General features: G+C 62.7%; 17 protein-coding genes and 1 tRNA gene. 9 read left to right on the forward strand and 9 right to left on the reverse strand.

Features of this window, described 5'->3' with window-relative positions; all coding sequences use genetic code 11:
• The first annotated feature begins 196 nt into the window (after nucleotides 1-196).
• Nucleotides 197-1,303, forward strand: a complete 1,107-nt coding sequence (gene nirK / locus HZF03_RS16625) for a copper-containing nitrite reductase (protein ID WP_119019789.1) — start codon at nucleotides 197-199, stop codon at nucleotides 1,301-1,303.
• 29 nt (nucleotides 1,304-1,332) lie between these two features.
• Here the strand turns inward: nirK and HZF03_RS16630 are convergent, their stop codons facing one another.
• Entirely contained in the window at nucleotides 1,333-2,103 is a 771-nt protein-coding gene (locus HZF03_RS16630) for an exodeoxyribonuclease III (protein ID WP_119019790.1), read from the reverse strand.
• A gap of 190 nt (nucleotides 2,104-2,293) precedes the next feature.
• Nucleotides 2,294-2,367 (reverse strand) — tRNA-Gly (locus HZF03_RS16635).
• Between the two features lie 227 nt (nucleotides 2,368-2,594).
• Between HZF03_RS16635 and HZF03_RS16640 the strand changes: the two genes are divergently transcribed.
• From HZF03_RS16640 to HZF03_RS16660, 5 genes are all read left to right on the forward strand, one after another.
• On the forward strand, nucleotides 2,595-3,104 hold the full coding sequence (locus HZF03_RS16640) for a YciE/YciF ferroxidase family protein (protein WP_119019791.1): 510 nt from the start codon (nucleotides 2,595-2,597) through the stop codon (nucleotides 3,102-3,104).
• A 14-nt stretch (nucleotides 3,105-3,118) separates the two neighbouring features.
• Nucleotides 3,119-3,685 carry a DUF4142 domain-containing protein gene (locus tag HZF03_RS16645; RefSeq protein ID WP_011158851.1) on the forward strand — a complete coding sequence of 189 codons (567 nt, stop codon included), beginning with the start codon at nucleotides 3,119-3,121 and terminating at the stop codon, nucleotides 3,683-3,685.
• A gap of 144 nt (nucleotides 3,686-3,829) precedes the next feature.
• Complete coding sequence (katE, locus tag HZF03_RS16650; protein ID WP_119019792.1) at nucleotides 3,830-5,947, forward strand: catalase; 2,118 nt, start codon at nucleotides 3,830-3,832, stop codon at nucleotides 5,945-5,947.
• 215 nt (nucleotides 5,948-6,162) lie between these two features.
• Nucleotides 6,163-8,364 carry a glycogen debranching protein GlgX gene (glgX, locus tag HZF03_RS16655; protein ID WP_119019793.1) on the forward strand — a complete coding sequence of 734 codons (2,202 nt, stop codon included), beginning with the start codon at nucleotides 6,163-6,165 and terminating at the stop codon, nucleotides 8,362-8,364.
• A gap of 159 nt (nucleotides 8,365-8,523) precedes the next feature.
• Entirely contained in the window at nucleotides 8,524-9,372 is an 849-nt protein-coding gene (locus tag HZF03_RS16660; protein WP_119019794.1) for a transglutaminase-like domain-containing protein, read from the forward strand.
• A gap of 220 nt (nucleotides 9,373-9,592) precedes the next feature.
• Here the strand turns inward: HZF03_RS16660 and HZF03_RS16665 are convergent, their stop codons facing one another.
• Nucleotides 9,593-9,805, reverse strand: coding sequence for a hypothetical protein (locus tag HZF03_RS16665; RefSeq protein ID WP_012496697.1), 213 nt, complete (start codon nucleotides 9,803-9,805; stop codon nucleotides 9,593-9,595).
• 70 nt (nucleotides 9,806-9,875) lie between these two features.
• Nucleotides 9,876-11,075, reverse strand: coding sequence for a S1C family serine protease (locus HZF03_RS16670; protein WP_119019795.1), 1,200 nt, complete (start codon nucleotides 11,073-11,075; stop codon nucleotides 9,876-9,878).
• 300 nt (nucleotides 11,076-11,375) lie between these two features.
• On the opposite strand from HZF03_RS16670, the gene HZF03_RS16675 reads away from it, so the two are divergent.
• Complete coding sequence (locus HZF03_RS16675) at nucleotides 11,376-12,050, forward strand: site-2 protease family protein (protein WP_011158857.1); 675 nt, start codon at nucleotides 11,376-11,378, stop codon at nucleotides 12,048-12,050.
• 687 nt (nucleotides 12,051-12,737) lie between these two features.
• Here the strand turns inward: HZF03_RS16675 and HZF03_RS16680 are convergent.
• Entirely contained in the window at nucleotides 12,738-12,956 is a 219-nt protein-coding gene (locus HZF03_RS16680; RefSeq protein ID WP_119019796.1) for a hypothetical protein, read from the reverse strand.
• A gap of 300 nt (nucleotides 12,957-13,256) precedes the next feature.
• Between HZF03_RS16680 and HZF03_RS16685 the strand changes: the two genes are divergently transcribed.
• Nucleotides 13,257-16,397, forward strand: coding sequence for a chemotaxis protein CheB (locus tag HZF03_RS16685; protein WP_119019797.1), 3,141 nt, complete (start codon nucleotides 13,257-13,259; stop codon nucleotides 16,395-16,397).
• Nucleotides 16,398-16,469: 72 nt separating this feature from the next.
• Here HZF03_RS16685 and HZF03_RS16690 read toward each other — a convergent pair whose 3' ends face one another.
• Complete coding sequence (locus HZF03_RS16690; RefSeq protein WP_119019798.1) at nucleotides 16,470-16,862, reverse strand: DUF6894 family protein; 393 nt, start codon at nucleotides 16,860-16,862, stop codon at nucleotides 16,470-16,472.
• 11 nt (nucleotides 16,863-16,873) lie between these two features.
• On the reverse strand, nucleotides 16,874-17,602 hold the full coding sequence (locus HZF03_RS16695; protein ID WP_119019799.1) for a Crp/Fnr family transcriptional regulator: 729 nt from the start codon (nucleotides 17,600-17,602) through the stop codon (nucleotides 16,874-16,876).
• 1,222 nt (nucleotides 17,603-18,824) lie between these two features.
• Here HZF03_RS16695 and HZF03_RS16700 point away from each other — a divergent pair.
• A complete protein-coding gene (locus HZF03_RS16700) occupies nucleotides 18,825-19,406 on the forward strand; it encodes a hypothetical protein (protein WP_234832331.1) in 582 nt (193 codons plus the stop codon).
• 126 nt (nucleotides 19,407-19,532) lie between these two features.
• On the opposite strand, the gene HZF03_RS16705 is transcribed toward HZF03_RS16700, so the two are convergent.
• Together HZF03_RS16705 and HZF03_RS16710 are read right to left on the reverse strand one after the other, a co-directional pair.
• Nucleotides 19,533-21,029: a phosphomannomutase/phosphoglucomutase gene (locus HZF03_RS16705; protein ID WP_179906180.1), complete on the reverse strand. Its 1,497-nt coding sequence runs from the start codon at nucleotides 21,027-21,029 to the stop codon at nucleotides 19,533-19,535.
• Between the two features lie 46 nt (nucleotides 21,030-21,075).
• Nucleotides 21,076-22,512 (reverse strand): mannose-1-phosphate guanylyltransferase/mannose-6-phosphate isomerase, encoded by a 1,437-nt coding sequence (locus HZF03_RS16710; protein WP_119019995.1) that lies wholly within the window; start codon nucleotides 22,510-22,512, stop codon nucleotides 21,076-21,078.
• Nucleotides 22,513-22,523 lie beyond the last annotated feature (11 nt).

A 22,523-nucleotide genomic window follows, 5' to 3' on the forward strand; every position in this document is an offset into this window, starting at 1 on the left:
CAATGAAGGTCATCCAAGCCTAGGCTTCGCTCATCAATTGCTCGATGGAGCTCGAACGAAGGCATTTTCAACGAACCGTCCGCGCGGGCTTTACTGGCCTTTAAGACTGGCATTTTCGCGCATTCTGAGCGCTGGACAACCATAGCGCGATTAGCACAGCATCCCTTTCCCGTACTCAGGCGAAGGGATTACAACGATGTTATTCCCTAAAGGTCTCCTGCTGAACGCCGCCGTCATCGCAGTCGCGCTGAGCGTGACAGGGCAGTCGCCGGCTGCCGACGACATCTCCAAACTGCCCCGCCAACGCATCGAGCTGGTCGCGCCGCCATTCGTCCATCCACATCAGCAGGCCACGACAGACGGCCCCAAGGTCGTCGAGTTCAAGCTGGTGGTGCACGAAAAGGAACTCGTGATCGATGACGAGGGCACGAAAATTCAAGCAATGACTTTCAACGGCGCTATCCCGGGCCCGCTGATGGTCGTGCATCAGGACGACTACGTCGAACTGACACTGATCAACCCCGCCAACAACACCATGCCTCACAACATCGACCTGCACGCCGCAACGGGCGCGCTCGGTGGCGGCGCGCTGACGCTGATCAATCCTGGCGAGCAGGTCGTCCTGCGCTTTAAGGCCGATCGCGCCGGCGTTTTCGTCTATCACTGCGCGCCCGGCGGCACGATGATCCCCTGGCACGTCGTGTCCGGCATGAATGGCGCGATCATGGTGCTACCCCGCGACGGCCTGAAGGACGGCGCAGGAAAGCCGCTGCGTTACGACCGCATCTACTATATCGGCGAACAGGATTTCTATGTCCCGAAGGACGACAAGGGGAACTACAAGACATACGGGTCGCCCGCCGAGGCATATTTCGACACCCGTGAGGTGATGCGTAAACTTATTCCGACGCACGAAGTGTTCAATGGTCGCGTCGGCGCGCTGACCGGCAACAACGCGATGACGGCGAAGGTTGGCGACACCGTGTTGATCATCCATTCCCAGGCGAATCGCGACACCCGCCCTCATTTGATCGGCGGCCATGGCGACTACGTTTGGGAGACCGGCAAGTTTTCAAATCCGCCGGAAACCAATCTCGAGACCTGGTTCGTCCGTGGCGGATCCGCCGCCGCTGCCCTCTACACCTTCAAGCAGCCGGGTATTTACGCCTACCTCAACCACAATCTGATCGAAGGGATCGAGCTCGGCGCCAGCGCCAATTTCAATGTCGAAGGCAAATGGAACGACGACCTGATGACACAGGTGAAAGCGCCGACGCCGATCCCGGCAGGATCCAGTAACTAGCTTTCTTCAACAGGTCGCTGACGCAGCGCTCACTCGATCACGACCCAGGCGGGCGCGTGATCGCTCGCCTCCGGCGCCGCCCGCACCTTGCGATCGACGCCGGCTTGCTTCAGCCGCGCCGCCAGCGACGGATCGAGTAGCAGGTGATCGATCCGCAGACCGGCATCGCGCTCGAACCGGTTTCGCCAGTACGACCAGAACGTATAGGGCGCGTCCTCCGGGTGGCAGTGCCGCAGCGCATCGGTCCAGCCCTGGCGCAGCAACGCGGCGAACAGCTTGCGCGGCGCCGGCTGCACCAGCGCGTCCTTGTCCCATGACTTGCTAGGGTAGATATCGGCCGGCGTCGGCACGACGTTGAAGTCGCCGGCCAGAACCACCGGCGCACCGCTCTTCAGCAGCGTCGCGGCATGACGGTTCAGCCGCTTCAGCCAAGCGAGCTTGTCGTCGAATTTCGGTCCCGGTTGCGGGTTGCCGTTGGGCGCATACAGGCAGCCGACGATGATCCCGGCAACCGCCGCCTCGATGTAGCGGCTCTGCTTGTCGTGCGGCGCGCCGGGCAGCCGGCGCCGCGTCACCACGATCTCGCGCCGGCGCCCGAGGATCGCCACGCCGTTCCAGCTCTTCTGCCCGACCCACGCCGCCGCATAGCCCGCCTTGCGCAACGCGGCTTCCGGAAAATCCTCGTCAGCCGCCTTCAGCTCCTGCAAGCAGACGATGTCCGGCCGCGCCGCTTTCAGCCACGCGAGCAGTACCGGTAGCCGCTTGTTGACATTGTTGACGTTGAAGGTCGCGATCTTCACGCCGCCCGCACCCGCTCGCCTCCCGCGCCTCGGCCTGAGCAACGCGAGCGCTGCCGGATTGATCCTAGGCGGCGCGAGTGCCTGCGCCCTATTTGCGCCCTGGCGTCAGGCCGCGCAGCACGAAGCACATGGAAATTCCGGCCCGAAGACCGTAACTCTCAGGAATATCTACCGAATTTTGATGGAAGACTGGAGCGGGTGAAGGGAATCGAACCCTCGTATTCAGCTTGGAAGGCTGCTGCTCTACCATTGAGCTACACCCGCGATGCAGCCCCCGTAACACGTTCGCCCGGGGCTCTCAACTCCCCTCGCCGGCGCGCCACCAACTTCTGTCGTCCGACCGCCCATAGCTCGCCAGACCGCTGCCCGACCGTCTTGCCCCGGCCCCGCGGCCGGTCGACCCCGGCGCTTGCCTCGCGACGGAACAGAATCGTTCGTCCCCGGTTCTCCGGTCGAGCCGCGGGAGGCGGACCATTCGGGCGGAGGCGACGATGGGATTTTTCAGCAAGGACATTCAGACGATGGAGGACCTGCTGCTGCACGGCGTCCGCGACATCTATTACGCCGAACAGAAGATCACCAAGGCGCTGCCGAAGATGATCGAGCAGGCCACCAATCGCGATCTGTCGCTGGGCCTGACATCGCATCTGGAAGAGACCCAGAAGCAGATCGAACGGCTCGACCAAGTGTTCAAGAAGCTCGGACAGAAGCCTTCGGGGGTGAACTGCCCGGCGATCGACGGCCTCATCAAGGAGGCCGACGAGACCGCCGGCGAGATCGCCGACAAGACCGTGCTGGACGCCGCGATCGTCGCCAATGCGCAGGCAGTCGAGCACTACGAGATCGCCCGCTACGGCACCCTGATCGCCTGGGCCGAGGAGCTCGGCCACGACGACATCGTCCGTTTCCTCACCACCAATCTCAACGAGGAAAAGGCCGCCAACACCAAGCTCAACACCGTGGCGCTCCGTAAGGGCGTCAATCGTAAAGCTGCAAGCTGAAAGGAAACAATCTCATGAACCGGACCGCACTCGTTCTCGGCTGTCTGCTCGTCGCCACCCCGGCGCTGGCGCAATCGGTCACCGAGAAAACCGGCGTCAATTCGGTGCTCGGCATCGCGCCAACCACGCCCGATTTCGTCAAGCAGGTCGCGATCAGCGACATGTTCGAGATCCAGTCGAACCAGCTCGCCGAGCGCAAGGGCAATGCCGCTCAGCAAGCGTTCGCCAAGCAGATGATCGCCGATCACACCAAGACCTCGAGTGAGCTCAAGGCGATGGTGTCGGACGGCAAGGTCAAGGCGGAGCTGCCGACCGCGCTCGATTCCGCCCATCAGAGCAAGCTCGACAAGCTGAAGAACGCCAACGGCGCAGAATTCAGCGAGACCTTCGACGAACAGCAGGTCAGCGCACACAAAGACGCGGTGTCGCTGTTCGAACGCTACGCCAAGGGCGGCGACAACGACGCGCTGAAGAAGTGGGCGGGCACCACGCTGCCGAAGCTCCAGCACCATCTCGAAATGGCGCAGCAGCTCGAACGTGACCGCACCAACACCACTTCGGAGTCGAAAGCGAAGAAGTGATCTGAACTCTTACGTATGACGGCCCGGCCCGGCGGAGCAATCCGCCGGGCCGTTTTGTTGTGAGGCGACCGGAACAGCCACGCAGGAACGGAGCCGCTTGCGCTGCATTGGGCCCGGCGATCTCCAACCTCGGGAAACCTCCTCATGGCAAAATCTGCGAAACCGACCAAAAACCGGATGGCGACCATTCACGACCAGAAGATGTCGCGCGGCGAAGGCGGCGAGCTGCACCAGACCGCCGAGGATCTCGGCACCGAGGTGATGACCACCGCGCAAGGCGGCCCGATCTCCGACGACCAGAACACCCTGAAGATCGGCCCGCGCGGACCGGCGCTGATCGAGGACTTTCACTTCCGCGAAAAGATCTTTCATTTCGACCACGAGCGAATTCCCGAACGCGTGGTGCATGCCCGCGGCTACGGCGCGCACGGCTTTTTCGAAACGACCCATTCGCTGGCGAAGTTCTCCCGCGCCGATCTGTTCCAGCGCGTCGGCGAACGCACTCCGGCGTTCGTGCGCTTCTCCACTGTTGCCGGCAGCAAGGGCTCGGTCGATCTCGCCCGCGATGTGCGCGGCTTTGCGGTCAAGATCTACACCAAGGAGGGCAACTGGGATCTGGTCGGCAACAACATTCCGGTGTTCTTCATTCAGGATGCGATCAAGTTTCCCGACCTGATCCATTCGGTGAAGGAAGAGCCCGACCGGGCGTTTCCGCAGGCGCAATCGGCCCACGACAATTTTTGGGACTTCATCAGCCTAACGCCCGAAAGCATGCACATGGTGATGTGGGTGATGTCGGACCGAGCAATCCCCCGCTCGTTCCGTTTCATGGAGGGCTTCGGCGTCCACACCTTCCGCCTCGTCAATGCCGAGGGCGAATCCACCTTCGTCAAGTTTCACTGGAAGCCCAAGCTCGGGATGCAGTCGGTGCTGTGGAACGAGGCGGTGAAGATCAACGGCGCCGATCCTGACTTCCATCGCCGGGATCTGTGGACCGCAATCTCGACCGGAAATTTCCCGGAATGGGAGCTGCGGGTACAGCTGTTCGATCAGGAATTCGCCGACAAGTTCGATTTCGACATCCTCGACGCCACCAAGATCATCCCGGAGGAGATCATCCCGCCGGTGCCGGTGGGTCGCCTCGTGCTCGACCGGATGCCGGACAATTTCTTCGCCGAGACCGAGCAGGTTGCGTTCATGACTCAGAACGTGCCGCCGGGGATCGATTTCTCCAACGATCCGCTGCTGCAGGGCCGCAACTTCTCCTATCTCGACACTCAGCTGAAACGGCTCGGCAGTCCGAATTTCGCGCATCTGCCGATCAACGCCCCGAAATGTCCGTTCGCTCACTTCCAACAGGACGGTCACATGGCGATGCACAACCCGGTCGGACGCGCCAACTATCAACCGAACTCGCACGGCCTGGGTCCGCGCGAGTCTCCGCAGCGCGGCTTCGTGCCGTTCCCTGAGGCCGAAGAAGGCGCCAAGGCGAAGTTTCGCGCCGAGAGCTTTGCCGATCACTACAGCCAGGCGCGGCAATTCTACCTCAGCCAGACCCGAACCGAGCAGCACCACATCGTTTCGGCACTGACGTTCGAACTCAGCAAGGTCGAGATTCCGGTGATCCGCGAACGCGTGCTGTCGCATCTGCTGCTCATCGACGAGACGTTGGCGACCAACGTCGCCAACCGGCTGGGCATCAAGGCAATGCCGAAGCCCGCGGACTCTGCGGTGCCGACGCGGCAGGACCTGCCGCCCTCACCCGCGCTCTCGATCATCGAGAACGGACCGGAGCGGTTCGAAGGCCGCAAGCTCGGCATCCTGATCACCGACGGCACCGACGCGGCGCTGCTGAAGAGCTTGCAGAAGGCTGTCGAGAAGGCGGGCGCGACGTTCGAACTGATCGCACCCCGCGTCGGCGGCGTAATCGCGAGCGACGGCAGCGAGATCGCCGCGCACCAGATGATCGATGGCGGACCGTCTGTCCTGTACGACGCGGTGGCGCTGCTGCCAGGCGATGATGAAATCGACGACCTGCTGCAGGAATCAACCGCCCGCGACTTCGTCGCCGACGCCTTCGCGCATTGCAAGTTCATCGGCTACGTCGCCGCCGCCCGGCCGCTATTCGCCAAAGCCGGCATCGGCGACGACCTCGATGAAGGCTGCATCGAGCTCGCCGCGCGTAAGGATGCCGGCGCCTTCGTCGATCAGCTCGGCAAGCTCCGGGTGTGGGCGCGCGAATCCGTCGTCAAAATGCGCTGAGGCGGCTGGCCGATGCCGGCGCTGAGCCGCCGGCATCGCTCCACTTTGCCTCATCAGCAGGCACTATGGAACCGGATCCCGGCTCGCGCATTGTTGGCAGTCACGGGTATGGGGCTGTTCATGACACGACCGTCGGTGCTTTTCGTCCGAGGGCTCGCTCGAAGCGTGCGCCCCCACTCGGATGAATTCACACCGCTTGTGCAGGAGCCGCGCCAATGACCGACACCAACGAAACGCTGGAGCTGCCGCCGGAGACCAAGCCGGCAGAACCTGCAGCGAAGCCGCAGGCGGTCCCCGGCTACAACGTTTTCAACGACACTAAAGCGGTTCGCGAGGGTCTGCCTTATCCGCTCGGCTCGTGCTGGGACGGCCATGGTACCAACTTCGCGCTGTTCTCCGCCAACGCCACCAAGGTCGAGGTCTGCCTGTTCGATGGCGACACCGAGCGTCGGATCGAGCTGCCCGAATATACCGACGAGGTGTTTCACGGCTACATCCCCGATATCGGCCCCGGCACCTTCTATGGCTATCGCGTCTATGGACCGTACGAGCCGGAGAACGGTCACCGCTTCAATCCGAACAAGCTGCTGCTCGACCCTTACGCGCGCGCCCACGCCGGCTTGCTGACCTGGGATCCTGCCGTGTTCGGCTATGTGATGGAGAGCGGCGACGACACCACATTCGACGAGCGAGACAGTGCGCGCTTCGTGCCGAAATGTGTGGTGGTCGATCCCGACTTCGACTGGAAGGGCGAGCCCGGCCGCAAATTCGTGCCGTGGGACCAGGCGATCATCTACGAGACCCACGTCAAGGGTTTCACCAAGCTGCATCCAGAGGTGCCCGAGCATCTGCGCGGAACCTATGCGGGCTTCGGCACCAAGCCGGTGGTCGATTACATTTCCTCGCTCGGCGTCACCGCGGTCGAGTTGTTGCCGATCCACACCTTCGTCAATGACAGCTATCTGCTCGACAAGAACCTGGTGAACTACTGGGGCTACAACACCATCGGTTTCTTCGCGCCCGACCCGCGCTACGCCGCCGACGTGCCCAACAGCTTGCGCGAGTTCAAGGAGATGGTGGCGCGGCTGCACGATGTCGGCCTCGCCGTGATCCTCGACGTGGTTTACAACCACACCGCAGAGGGCAACGAGCTCGGCCCGACGCTATCGTTCAAGGGCATCGACAACGCCAGCTACTACCGGCTGCTGCCGGAGCAGAAGCGCTATTACATCAACGACACCGGCACCGGAAACACCGTCAACCTCACGCATCCGCGCGTGATCCAGATGGTCAACGACAGCCTGCGCTACTGGGCCGGCGAGATGCACATCGACGGCTTCCGGTTCGATCTCGGCACCATCCTGGCGCGCGAGCATTACGGCTTCGACGAACAGAGCGGCTTTTTGAAATCCGTGATGCAGGACCCGCTGCTCAGTTCGGTGAAGCTGATCGCCGAACCTTGGGATTGCGGTCCCGGCGGCTATCAGGTCGGCGGCTTCCCGCCGGGCTGGGCGGAATGGAACGACAAGTTCCGCGACACCGCGCGCGATTATTGGCGCGGCGAAGCCCCGGCGGCGGCGTTGGCGCCGCGGCTGTCTGCCTCCGGTGACGTGTTCAACCGCCAGGGCCGGCGCGCCTGGGCGAGCGTGAACTTCATCACCGCGCATGACGGCTTCACCCTCAATGACTGGGCGAGCTACAACGACAAGCACAACGAGGCCAATGGCGAAGACAATCGCGACGGCCACTCCGACAACCGCTCGTGGAATTGCGGTGCGGAAGGTCCGACCGACGACGAGACCATCCTCAGCCTGCGAGAACGTCAGAAGCGCAACATGCTGGCGACGCTGCTACTCGCCCAAGGCACGCCGATGCTGCTGGCCGGCGACGAGTTTGGCCGCACCCAGAACGGCAACAACAACGCCTACTGCCAGGACAACGAGATCTCCTGGGTGCACTGGGACCACGACGAGGCCGCGCAGCATCTGCGCGCCTTCACCCAGCGGCTGCTGGAATTGCGCCGGACCACGCCAACGCTGCGGCGCAGCCGGTTCCTCACCGGACAATACGACGAGACGCTCGACGTTCGCGACGTCACCTGGATCAACGCCAATGGCGGCGAGATGCAGCAAGAGCATTGGGACGATTCCAACGTGAAATGCTTCGGCATGCTGCTCGACGGCCGCGCCCAGACCACCGGCATCCGCCGGCTAAGCGAAGAAGCCACCGTGCTGCTGGTGCTGAACGGCTTCGACGGCATGGTGGAGTTCACCCTGCCCGAGGTTCCGCACGGCACCAAATGGTCGCTGCTGATCGACACCAACCTGCCCCACGGCGTGCCGGATGAGGAGTTCGAATGCGGCGCGGCGTATCAGGTGACGGCACGCTCGGTGCTGCTGTTCAAGCTCGGCGAGTAAGGCCAAGGCACGCCGGCGCTTTGCTACGCCGGCGTGCTGCCACAAATTTGCGCAACCTTCTCCGCGGCATAGCGGGAACGCCTGGTTCGTTCCGCGATTGAGAAAGTAACGAGGGCCGCCACCATCGGCCTTTCCTCGATCAGCAACGGAGCTTTTCAAGTGATCATTCGCGCGGGCTACAATATCGCATTTCAGTGTTTCCAGGAGACGCCGATCAACCTGCTGCTGAGCGTGCATCCGTCGCGCGCCCAGCATGTGATCGGCGAGCATGTCATCAAGTTTTCGCCGGACGTGCCCTCCCACGACTTCACCGACATGTTCGGCAACGTCTGCACCCGGATCGTGGCGCCGGCCGGACGCATCGATATCAGCAACGACTTCCTGATCGAAGACACCGGCCTGCCCGACGAGGTCGCCCCCGGCGCCCGCGAGATCCCGGTGGCCGAGCTGCCCGACGAGGTGATGGTGTATCTGCTCGGCAGCCGCTATTGCGACACCGATAAGCTGGCGACCCTGGCCTGGTCGATGTTCGGCGGCATCCCCTCGGGCTGGGAGCGCGTGCAGGCGATCGTCGACTACGTCCACAACCACATCACCTTCGGCTATCAGTTCGCCCGCAACGACCGTACCGCGTCCGAGGGACACGCCGAGCAGATCGGCGTCTGCCGCGACTTCGCGCATCTCGCAGTGACGCTGTGCCGCTGCATGAACATTCCGGCCCGCTACTGCACCGGCTATCTAGGCGACATCGGTGTGCCACAGGATCCGGCGCCGATGGACTTCTCGGCGTGGTTCGAAGTCTATCTCGACGGCCGCTGGTACACCTTCGACGCGCGTCACAACCATCCGCGGATCGGCCGCATCGTTATCGCCCGCGGTCGCGACGCTGCCGACGTCGCGATCTCCACGTCGTTCGGCACCGCGAACCTGCTGAACTTCGAGGTGATCACCCACGAGGTAACGGATCAAGCCGCAGTGACGGACGCCCGGCTGCAGAAGGTCGCGTGAGGCTTTCGGCGTCGCGTATCCTTAGGAACTCCCTTCTCTGTCATTGCGAGCGCAGCGAAGCAATCCAGCCTCTCTGCACGAAGCATCTGGATTGCTTCGTTGCTTCGCTCCTCGCACTGACGGATAGGCGCCAATACGCAGAGGGCACCAAAGGCAGAGAGCACCAAAGAAAGCAGCGGCCGGGCTTGCACCGGACCGCTTGAGACCAAGACCAAAACGTTCAGTTGGTGATCACGCCGAGATTGGTTCCCGAACCATCGTTGCCCGGCACGGTGATCCGAACCTCATGACCGAATTTGATCGCGTTGGACGCCGCCGCGCAGGCGGCTTCGAATGCGGCTTCCTTGCTGGAGTAGTCGCCGGTCGGATCGTCGTCGTGGCGGATGCCCCAACGATTGTCGCTACCGACGATGTCGTAATAAGCCTTGCCCATCGTTCACCTCCGATTGCTGCAACAATCGGCGGCGAATGCATTCGTTCCGATCGGCGCCCTCCAGGGCGCTTCAGGTCCGGCGACGCTGCGAGATATCAGTCACCTTCACGGTCACCGTCCGGGCGCGTCCGTCGCGCTCGACCGTCAGCTTGACGTCGCGACCGATCCCCGCCTCCTCCAGCGCTGCGGCAAGATCCGACATGCTGTGGATGTCCGAGCCGTTTGCACCGGTGATAACGTCGCGGACATAGCCGTCGTCGGTCGCGCCTTCGAGGCCAGCTTGCGCGGCCGGCGAATCCGGCAGCGTGCGCAGGATCACCACACCGTCGATGCCGAGCTGCGCGGTTTCGGTCTCGCGCGCCGCGACGATGCCGATGCCCGGCACCGGCACGCTGCCGTTGGTGATCAAGGCTGTGACGACGCGATTGACCGCATCGACCGGGATAGCAAAGCCGATGCCTGCCGAGGCGCCGGAGCCGGAGATGATCGCGGTGTTGATACCGATCAACCGCCCGGCGCTGTCGAGCAGCGGACCGCCGGAATTGCCGGGATTGATCGCCGCATCGGTCTGGATCACCCCGCGCACCTCGTGGGCCGCCGCGGTCGGCAGCCGCCGCCGCAGCGCGCTGACGATGCCGGTGGTCAGCGTCTGTTCGAGGCCGTAGGGATTGCCGATCGCGAACGTCGCCTGCCCGACCTGCAAATCCTCCGAGCTGCCGATCGCGAGCGGGCGCAGCGGTGTGTGCGGTCGCTCCAGCTGCAACACCGCGAGGTCGTAATTCGGCGCGGTGCCCACCACCCGCGCAGTGACGAATTCGCCCGACGCCAGCCGGACGCCCAACTGGCTGGCGTTCTGGATGACATGGTTGTTGGTGACGACATGGCCGGCGGCATCCCAGATCACGCCCGAGCCGGACTGCACCGGCGCCTCTTGCTGGACGGCGAATGGCGACACCCGCTGGCTGCCCTGCGCGAACACATGCACCACCGACGGCGACACCTGCTTGAACAGATCCACGGTGGCCTTTTCGGCCGGCGCCAGCTCGCCGCGTGCCGTGACGGTGCGCGGCCCCGTTGCGGAAAACCACAGCGCGCTGAGATAAGGCTGCGCCACCCAGAAAGTCGCCAGCACCAGCAGCCACACGATCGCAATCCGGAGCAACCGGTCGGTACGCTGCGTCCTTCGGACCTGCGTCTGCTGACTGGCGAGCGGATCAAGTCCCGGCGGTCGCGGGGGCGGCGGCGGAGTCTGCGGGGGCAGCGACGTCATCGGCGTGTCTCGAAGAACAGCAGGTTGGCCCGACGGACCGGTTCCGTCGCGCCGGCCAGCTAATGCGCCAAGTTCCGGCTGGTTCCGTGGATCAAGGCATGTCGTCCTTCGGGACCGGGCCTCGGATGGTTAAAAGACAGTGAACGCAGCCGCCGCCGGTCGGCTCGCATTACTTCTCATCCATGATCTCTCCTGAGGCCGTCCCGGCGCTGGCGCCACGCTGGCGCGGCTTCTATATCTCGCTGGTTCCCGCTTCGGATCTTCGGCTTCCCGATCGATCCCAACCCCGGGTGGATCGACATGACAGGCTCGTTGTCCAACATGATGGTGGTGATCTCGGTCTGGGCGCTGCCGCTCCTGATCGCGATCACGTTCCACGAAGCCGCGCATGCCTATGTGGCCAAGCTGTGCGGTGACAACACCGCCTGGATGCTCGGCCGGGTCAGCTTCAACCCGATCAAGCACATCGATCCGTTCGGCACGGTGCTGCTGCCGCTGCTGTTGCTGGTGATCCAGTCGCCGTTCCTGTTCGGCTACGCTAAGCCGGTACCGGTGAACTTCCGCAATCTGCGCAATCCACGCCGCGACATGGTGCTGGTCGCCGCTGCTGGTCCCGCGATCAATCTCGTTCTCGCAGCCCTTGCGGCGCTGGCGTTTCACGTCGTCGGTTACGTGCCGGGCGAAGCCGGCCAGTGGCTGGCGCAGAACCTCGTCAACGCGCTGCTGATCAACGTCGTGCTGGCGATTTTCAACCTGCTACCGATCCCGCCACTCGACGGCGGCAGGATCGCCGTGGGCATCCTGCCGCGGGTGCTGGCCCATCCGCTGGCCCGCGTGGAGCCCTACGGCATGCTGATCCTGCTCGGGCTGATCTTCATCCTGCCGCTGGCCGGCATCGGCATCGCCACGCAGTTCATCGCCCAATCGAGCCAGTTCGTCGTGCAGGCGATCCTGCGGCTCACCGGCGCGGCCTGATCCAGCCCACACCTCCAGGACGCGTTACGACGCGCCATCTTGGAAACGCTGATCGCCCGCACCGCTCGCCGCAACGACCAGCCGGCGTAGCGCGGGGCCGTTACGACCATTCCTCGGAAACCACGTTGTTGCAGTAATAACAGCGGAATATCCTGCGCGCCGCGTGCGCATGTCGCCTCGGCGCGCTGCCCAGATACGTCATCTGATTGCCGCACACCTCACAGACCCGAACACGCACCTCCGCAGTCTCTTCAAGATCTGACATCGTCGCCTTTCCGATCATATTGGGGGCGCAACGGGCCTTCCAACCAACGCAGAAGCGCGCTTGAACGCATTGGATCGTCCACGGCATTTCCGAGCTTTCGCTTGCGCTCGCAACTCGCGCATTCGTGTGAAAGAAGATGCCGGCAATCGCAACACGCCAACACTGGCGGCAAGACGGGCATCGATATGGCGGGTTGACGCATACATTCCTCCCGCAGTCAGGACATAAGCGACGCGTTTGCGACTCCAGGCTGCCGGCCCGCAACAGCAGGCGATCAGTGCCACTCTGGCGCGGACGCGCCTCGACCAGCGTGGAATGCGCATTTCCATTGAACCCGCCGTTATTCCCGACTCCACTTCAGCCGCGGCGGTCTAGTGAGAATTTATGCGTCGCCAAGCATCGCGGTCGAAAGTTCGTGACCATCAGCGCTGGTCGATGGGGTCGAACGAGCCGCTGTCAGCGAGCAGGCCAGCCTGCTTCGACAGCGCTTCGTTCTTCACGACGACAATTCGTGCGCAGGCCATGCACTTGAAGATACCACTGTGGGGACACAGACCCAGGTCCGGGATCTCGGCCACAAACAAAAGAGTCTGGCCGCACTCGTGGCAAGCAAGAAAGCCAGCTCCTGCTTTGTCAGCCATTGCCAACCTCTCCCGGATGCCTTTGGTAACTAATCAGACCCCAGAATGGCCTGCACTAACAAATGTGGGCAACCGGTGATGATCTGAACCGCACCGGAGACGTCCGATTTGCCATTCGCTTTGGCTGAATGGGCACCTTGTTTTGGTTTTACGTGCCACGCGTCGTATAGCCGCACAACCAGAATGGCCCGTCCTGCAATTAGACTGGTGAAACCGAATTCGGCCCAGTGCGACCACAAAACGCTGTATTGTAAGAGCGATCAGTCGGTTGCGGCCATTGAGAGCCTGGAGACGGTAGGAATGAGCGTTGGGAAGTCAGGCCAAGAGACCGGTGCGTCTATGGTTTCGCCCCGTCGGCGCCCGCCTTCCCTGGTGGTCGGCATTGGTGCCTCGGCGGGCGGGCTCGCCGCTTTCAAGACGTTCTTTGACAATATGCCGGCCGACACCGGTATGGCGTTCGTGCTGGTTCAGCACCTCGATCCCGATCACAAGAGTCTGCTGGTCGAGCTGTTGCGGCCGCATTCGGCCATGCCGGTGGTCGAGGCGCAGGACCACGATCCCCTGGCGCCCAACCAGATTTATGTGATCCCGCCCAATGCAACGCTGTCTCTCGAGGGAGACGTTCTACGCGTTGCGACGCCCTCGCCCGCGCGGGAATATCGTCGTCCGATCGACACATTCTTCGCGTCGCTCGCAGAGAGCCAGGAGGATTGCGCAGTCGGCATCATCCTGTCGGGTGTCGGCAGCGACGGGTCGCTCGGCATCAAGGCCATCAAGGAGCATGGCGGGTTTACGCTGGCGCAGGCGGAGTTCGACGATACCGCAATGACGGGAATGCCGAGCAGTGCCGCGGCCACGGGACTGGTCGATCGCGTCGCCTCGGTCGAGAGCCTGCCGACCAAATTGCTCGAGCATCAAGCCTATCTGACCAAGGTCGAGGAGCAGAAAGGGGCAGATGGCGCACGCGAGGACGTCCGCGGCAGCTTGAGCGCCATTACGGCGGTGCTGCGCAGACGGCTCAAGCACGATTTCAGCGGCTACAAGCAAAACACCCTCATCCGCCGAATTCAGCGCCGGATGCAGGTTCTTCAGATCGAGTCGGTCACCGCTTATGCAGAGCATCTGCGCAAGGAGCCTTCCGAAGGCGACGCTCTGTTTCGCGAGCTGCTGATCGGCGTCACCCAGTTCTTCCGTGACGAAGACGCATTCGACTCCCTGAAGGCCAATTTCCTGCCGTCGCTGTTCACCGGGCGAGATGCGGACGATCCGATCCGGGTCTGGGTGGCAGGCTGCGCCACCGGCGAAGAAGCATATTCGATTGCGATCATGCTGCAGGAACTGCTCGGCTCCCATCAACACGAGGCCGCGGTCACCATCTTCGCCACCGATATCGATCCGCAGGCCGTCGCGTTCGCCCGCGCCGCGCGGTTCCGCCGAATTGACGGCCTATCGCAGGAGCGGCTTCAACGCTGGTTCGTGAAAGACGGCGACGACTACGTTCCGACTCATGTCATCCGGGAGATGTGCGTTTTCTCCGAGCACAATCTGGTCAGAGATCCTCCGTTCTCCAGGATCGACCTGATTACATGCCGCAACGTCCTGATCTATATGGAGAACGATTTTCAGCACCGGGTGATGCAGACGTTCCATTATGCACTGCGGCCCGGCGGCTATCTGTTCATCGGTCCGTCCGAAAGCATCAGCCGCGAAACAGGATTGTTCAGCATCGTCGATAAGAAGCAGCGCATCCTGCAACGCCGTGACGGCGCCAGAGCCGCGCTGCCGCACTTCGTGCCGCAGGCAGGGACCATTTCATCTCCCCAATTGCCGGCCAACCGGATCGAAGACCAAATCGACAAGAGCGCGCGCCGCGTCATGGCGAAGCACTCTCCGGCTTATTTCATTATCGATCGCAACCACAACATCGTCCGGTTCTCCGGCGGCGAGACCGGGCGCTATCTCGAGCCTTCGGAAGGCAACGCCAGCCTCGACCTGTTCGCCAATCTGGCCAGAAGCCTCAGAACGCAGGTCCGTCGCGCTGTCGAGACCGCCTTCTCGTCGGGGCGCGCGGTTGAAGAAGAAAACCTGAGACTCGAAGGCAAGCCGCCGGTCGACCTCGTCGTCGAACCGATTATCGAGGTCGGACATCCGCCGAGCTTGGTAGTAGTCGCCTTCCGAACCAGCCCTCATACAACCGACCTGCCGCAAGAGACCGAGATATCGCCGGCGAACCGGCGCGAGCTCGAGGCGATTCAGCAGGAATTTCGCGCCTTACAGATCCAACATCGGGCGACCAGCGAGGAACTGGAAAGCCAGATCGAAAATATGAAATCGGTGACCGAGGAGTTCCAGTCGGTCAACGAGGAGCTTCAATCGTCCAACGAGGAGCTCGAGACCGCCAAGGAGGAGATGCAGTCGGTCAACGAGGAACTGCAGACCATCAACAGCGAGCTTCACGGCAAGAACGAGCTGCTGCTGCAGGCCAACAACGATCTTCAGAACCTGCTCGACAACACGCAGATCGCCACCATCTTTCTCGACGACGATCTCACGGTCCGAAACTTCACGCCGGCGGCGCGCGAAGTGTTTTCGCTGCGCGATGGCGACCGCGGCCGGCCGGTGACGGAGATCACCTCCCTGCTGTCCTACGACAAGCTGTGCGAAGACGTCAGGACCGTACAACGCACCCTCGGTGTCGTGGAAAGCCAGCTCGATCTCAAGGACGAGAGCGCGACCTATATCATGCGGATCAGGCCCTACCGCACGGTCGCCAACGTCATCTCGGGAGTCGTGATCACGTTCAGCAACATCACAGAGCAGAAGCAGCAGCACGACCACCTTCAAGTCTTGATGGGGGAGCTCCAGCATCGCACCAACAACGTCTTTGCGGTCATTCTCGCGATAGCACGACAGACAGTGCGTAACAGCGCATCGTTGGAAACATTCGAACAGCAATTCGGCGCGCGACTGCTGGCGCTGGCGCAAGCCAACGCGCTGCTCGTCGACCAGGAGTGGAAGGGCGTTTCACTGGAGAAACTGATCGAAGCGCAGCTGGCGCCGTTTATCGGTGGCGACTCCACCCGACTCGAGTTGGTCGGCCCGCCCGTGACGATGGCCGGTGCCACCATCCAGACGATCGGGCTCGCGCTGCACGAGCTTGCGACCAATGCATCCAAATACGGTTCACTATCGGTGCCGGGCGGCAAGGTGGTCGTTAGCTGGAGCTTCGACGAGGGCGAAACGTCCCCCGAGTCCTTCCGACTGGAATGGAGAGAACAGGATGGTCCGCCGGTCAAGCCGAGCGACCGCAAAGGCTTCGGTCACTTCGTCACAAAGCAGATGGTCACGCGCTCACTCAACGCGAAGGTGGACGTCGACCTCGCTCCCGAAGGATTGCGATGGAGCATGCAGATGCCGGCGAATGAAGCGCGCAGCGGATAAGCGACTCCGTTCAGGGGACTTCACACAACACACCGCGAAGCCCCCCACTCCCGGTCGATAGGCGCACTAAGACTAGGGCAGCTTCGCACGAATCGCAGCGAAGATCTCTCTTGTTTTCGACAGTTCGGCACTAAGCTCGTCTTTCAACTTCGCGCCGCGCGCCATTTCACGGCAACAATTCTCCAGGATCATCCGAGTCTGGCGCCGGGTCGGCGAGCTGCGCGCGTCGGCCGCAGGGCGCAGCACTTCGGAAAACGGCACCTGAATGAGCACGTCATGACTGTGGTCGGTGATCTCGAAAGCATCGGTCGCTGGATCCTGCCGCATTCGAAGTTTTTCGAAAGCAATCTCCAACACGCTCTCATATGCGTCGAGATAGGCCGCTTCGAGCGACGGAAACTCCGTCCCAACGTCGTCCGTGTAGGTCGCGCCGCCAGACGTGTAGTTGAAGAAGAAACGGGGCATCCGGGCACTCCTCAGTTGTCGATCTTGTGTCCTTCGAGGTACTGCGGGTCGAATTCGGCAACCGAGTAAAGCCCGTCTCTATCCAGGATGATCAGGCGGCTACGGGTCAGCTCGATCAGCCCCTGCCCTCTCAACACCTGCAGGCTTCGATTGACGTGCACGGTCGACATCCCAAGGGCATCCGCGAGATCGTTCTGGGTCAACGGAAACTCAACTTCAGAGTTCAAATCGCGTCCCGCCAGTCGCAAGCGGTAGGACAACTCACACAGAAAATGCGCAAGTCGAGGCCGGGCTGCGCGCAGCCCGAGCCAGATCATCCATTCCTGCTGGATTGCAGCATGGACCGCCGTCTCCAACCAAAGCGCTCGCGTGATCGCGGGCCGGATCGTGATCAGATCGTTCAGCTTTCCGGCTGGAATGGACACATAGGACGCCGGCGTGAGGGCATAGACCGAATTTCGGGATTGGCGGAACACCACTTCGCCGGCGTTCAAGGCGTCACCTTCGACGAATACGGCGACAATCTGCTCCATTCCGTCGGAAAATCTGCGCACCTTTCGCGCCATCCCGCTGCAAAGAATGACGAGGGACGAAAACGGTGCGCCCCCTTCGATCAAGCAATCACCTTTGCTGGCTTGCCGCAGCGTCGGGGCCACTCCGAACAAAGCCCGCTGATCTGAGATCGGCAGTCCCCCCCGAAACAGCAGCCGCTTTACTGCCAGCGACAGTTCGTCAGACATTTGCAGCCTACGTCTTCAATGGGCGTCTATCAGAAGCTCTGATCAGCAATCGACGAATTGGCCATGCACTTGACCTTGCATGATATTGCCATCCCCCCCGCCACAGTACGCGGCTTCCCAATATTGGGGGCTTATTATCTCCGCACAGTGCGGGCGTGCGCGCTCATTGGCTCTAGCGAGATCATCGGTCCGGCTGGATGCCACCATTCCCGGCGATGGCATGTTGCGGCGTCCGCCCATCCTGTCAGGAACCAGATGTTCCCCAAGCGTCCGATCGTACACTGGAGCTATGCGCTCCCCTCAACTATTCCAACCCCAACACGATCAAGGCTGACCTAAGCACGCGCGGAACCTCTGAGCAGCGGTGGCGCTTTACCGGCCACATTCCTGAACGCGGGAATGCTCGGCCGGGCCGGCCGCAATCCGATCAGCGCAGGACGGCACGCTCGCCTCTCCTGCCGCTGAGGATCCAGTCGCCGCTTCCGGTCCGCTGCGCCAAGCGCGGGCAGTTGCTCGTCCGCAGTCTGCGCCATCCGCGCCGCGACGTGCGCTGGCTGCCTCGGCGGCCCCGATCAATCTCATCCTCGCGTCCGTGGCGGCGCTGATTTCCCACTTCGGTGAGTACATGCGGAGCGAAGCCGAACAGTGACGAGCGCACAACCTCTTCAACGCGCGGCTAATCGACGTGGTGAGGGCGATGTTCAACCCGCTACCGATCCAGTCGCTCGATCGCACACGCAACTTGGACCGCTACTCTTCAGCACACGCTTGGATTATCACGCGGCCATTTTCCGGCAACAGCGGACACGTATTACTACGGGCTCGACGGCACCACCGATCGAAGCCGACACGAGACCGCCCTGAGCCAGCACGTCCTATCCCAGCAGCTTTCGCTCTTCAAAACTCAGATTCGCCTGCCCCTGTAGATCAGACTAAGCGGGCTACGATGGACACCGAATTTACCCAACCCCTGTCACTCCGCTCGTCCGGCGCGCACTCAAGTAGGTGCCGATCGATTGATCGACCTGGTATCACGTTACGATTGAATTAACCAAGACGAGCTAATCTACTGTGGGGTTGAACTGAGGAAATCGCTTCAAGACGCATTCAAGCGGGGGCTGGAATGATCGTTCTGCTGATAATTGTCGGCCTTCTGACCGCTTTCCTATGGGCATGCTGGTCGTCGGCTAGAGCATACTACCAGCATGGGCGAGTCAGGGGCATGGACGAAGCCGTTCGGCAGATCGTCCGGGGAATCGCTCGTCACTACGAGATGGCCGCGAGAGCGACACCCGAAGGCGTGGCCGGGGCGATCGCCGAAATCAAAGGGCTGTTCAATCACGGCCCCCATCTCAAAGCAAAAGACATCGAGCGCTTCCATCTTCAGCTCTCAATATTGGCTGACGCCATCGGTGAAGCCTGCTGTTCAAAAGGCCAGGCGCAAGGCGTCGAGATGATGGCACCGGCCGAAGGCTACATCCGTGTCGACCTGTCAGTGATCGAACTCCTGCAGCTCAGTCGGCTGGCTCATTTGGGCTTTCTTCACATGATGCCCAACTATCGCGGGCTGGAAATCCAGCGCTTCAGCGATGAGCTCGATGCACAGGAGGGCACACGGTCGATCTACAAGCTGGAATCCGTGATCCCGCTGAATGAGCGCCCGTTCGCCGATCTTGCCACCCACTATAAAGGGCGCGAGCAGCTGATCTCTGATTGGTGGCAGCCCACCCCCGCCGACCGTGTCGGATATGTTAGAGGCCTCGGCTCGCTGGTGGCTCTGGCTCCGGCAACGGCCTCCTCATAGGCCTCGGCGGCGACTGACATGCGCCACGTGCCCTGTCGCACGCAGCTTTCTGAACTCTGCAGACATCCCTCTATGCGTTCAGCGCCGTCGGCACTGTCCGTGCCCTGCCTTGCCAGGCGATAGAGCTCAGATCGTCTGGTTATAGGCGCCGACTTCGGGATGCTGGCGCAGTACGACGTTCACCGCTTCGAACATGTCGTGCATCCGCTGCTCCGACACCGGGCTTTCGACCACAACCACCAGCTCGGGTTTGTTGGAGGAGGCGCGGACCAGGCCCCAGCTGCCGTCTTCGCAGGTGATGCGGACGCCGTTGACGGTGACAAGATCGCGGATCGGCTGGCCGGCGACGAGGTCGCCATTGGTCTTGGCGGCTTCGAAGTGCTTCACCACCTGATCGATCACCCGGTACTTCACCTCGTCGGCGCAATGCGGCGACATCGTCGGCGACGACCATGTCTTCGGCAGTGCGTTCTTCAGATCCGACATCGACTTGCCGGGTGCGCGGTCGAGCATCTCGCAGATCGCGATCGCCGACACCAAGCCGTCGTCATAGCCGCGGCCGAGCGGGGCGTTGAAGAAGAAGTGGCCGGACTTCTCGAAGCCCGCGAGCGCGTTCAGCTCGTTGGTGCGCCGCTTCATGTAGGAGTGGCCGGTCTTCCAGTATTCGGTCTGGGCGCCCTGCTGTTGCAGCACCGGGTCGGTCGCGAACAGGCCGGTCGATTTGACGTCGACGACGAAGCGCGCGTTCGGATGGATCGCCGACATGTCGCGCGCCAGCATCACCCCGACCTTGTCGGCGAAGATCTCCTCGCCGGTGTCGTCGACCACGCCGCAGCGGTCGCCGTCGCCATCGAAGCCGAGCCCGAGATCGGCCTTATGCTGCAGCACCGCGTCGCGGATCGCGTGCAGCATCTCCATGTCTTCGGGATTGGGATTGTACTTCGGGAAGGTGTGATCGAGCTCGGTGTCGAGCGGGATCACCTCGCAGCCGATCGCTTCCATCACCTGCGGCGCGAACGCGCCGGCGGTGCCGTTGCCGCAGGCGACCACCACCTTGAGCTTACGCTTCAGCTTGGCGTGCTTGGTGAGGTCGGCGATGTAGCGGGCCGGGAAGTTCGGATGAAACACATAAGAGCCAGCGCCCTGCTTGAACGCCGCGCCGAGCACGATCTCCTTCAGCCGGTTCATCTCGTCGGGGCCGAAGGTGAGCGGCCGATTGGCGCCCATCTTGACGCCGGTCCAGCCGTTGTCGTTGTGCGAGGCGGTGACCATCGCGACGCACGGCACGTCGAGCTCGAACTGCGCGAAATACGCCATCGGCGTGACCGCGAGCCCGATGTCGTGGACCTTGCAACCCGACGCCATCAGGCCGGCGATCAGCGCGTATTTGATCGAGGCGGAATAGCTGCGGAAGTCATGCCCGGTGACGATCTCCTGCGGCCGGCCAAGCTCGGCGATCAGCGTGCCGAGTCCCATGCCCAGCGCCTGCACGCCCATCAGGTTGATCTCCTGGCCGAACAGCCAGCGCGCGTCGTACTCGCGAAAACCGGTGGGCTTCACCATCGGCTCGGATTCGTAGGCGTAGGTGTTGGCCGTCAGAAGCGGCTGCGGCGTCGGAAACATGGCGCTCTTTCGCAAAAGGAAGGGTGCGGCGGGGACAGCGATCGTCTTACGAACGACGATAGTCGTCGTCGAACCGAATGATGTCGTCTTCGCCCAGATAGCTGCCGGTCTGCACTTCGATCAGCTCGAGCGTGATCTTGCCGGGGTTTTCCAGCCGGTGGGTGGCCCCGATCGGAATGTAGATCGACTCGTTCTCGTGGATGATCTTGATCAGTTCGTCCACCGTCACCTGCGCGGTGCCGCGCACCACGATCCAATGCTCGGAGCGGTGGTGATGCTTCTGCAGCGATAGCCGCTCGCCCGGCTTGACGATAATGCGCTTGACCTGATGCCGGTCGCCGGAATCCAGCGAACGGTAGGAGCCCCACGGGCGGTGGACCTGGGCGTGGTGGTCTGTGACCTCCGGCGCCACGGTCTTGACCTTGGCGACCAGCCGCTTCAGTCCGTTGCCGTCCTTCTGCCGGGACACCAGCACGGCGTCCTGGGTCGCGACCACCACCAGATCGTCGACGCCTTCGAGCGCGACCAGGGTGTGGTCGCTGGACACGTGACAGTTGCGGGAATCTTCAAATACTGCAGGGCCTTGCGCGGCATTCCCGCCGCCGTCCTTGGCCGTCAGCTCCCACACCGCGCGCCAGGAGCCGACGTCCGACCAGCCGCAGTCGACCGGCACCACGGCAGCGCGTTTGGTCTTCTCCATCACGGCGTAATCAATCGAAATCGGCTTGGCTTTGCCGAACGAGGCTTCAGGCAGTGTCACGAAGCCGAGATCGCGGCCGGCCGACGTCACCGCCTCGGTGATAGTCGCCACGCTGTCGGGATCGACCGCATTGTACTCCTCGAGCAACGCCGCCGCCGGAAACATGAAGTTGCCGCTGTTCCACAGATAGCCCGCCGCGACATAGCCCTCGGCGGTGGCGAGGTCCGGCTTCTCGACGAACTTGGCGACGTTGCGGACCTTGCCGACAATCGCGTCGCCGGGAGAAATGTAGCCGTACTCGGTCGCCGGACGTTCCGGCTTCACCCCGAAGGTCACGATCCGCCCCTCGGCGACGCCCGCCAGTCCGTCGCGGCAGGCCGCGATGAATGCGTCCTTGTCGCGCACCACGTGATCGGCCGCCAGCGCCAGCACGGTCGCTCCCGGCTCACGCTGCTCGGCGAACACTGCACCCGCCACGATCGCGGGACCGGAGTCGCGACGCGCTGGCTCGAGCAGGACGTCGGCCTCGACCCCGATCTCGGCCAGCTGGTCCCGCACCATGAAGCGGTAGGCGGCGTTGGTGATGATGATCGGCCGGCCGAACAGCGCCGGGTCCGAGACCCGCAGCAGCGTCTCCTGGAACGTCGAGCGCGGCCCGAACAGCGGCAGAAACTGCTTCGGCCGCACCTCCCGCGATGCCGGCCACAGCCGCGTCCCGGCGCCGCCGCACATGATCAAGGGGACACACCGAGGATCGTTCGCAGACTTCCCGACAGCGTTCATCGAAGACACCC

The organism is Rhodopseudomonas palustris (genome assembly GCF_013415845.1).
Lineage (GTDB): Bacteria > Pseudomonadota > Alphaproteobacteria > Rhizobiales > Xanthobacteraceae > Rhodopseudomonas > Rhodopseudomonas palustris_F.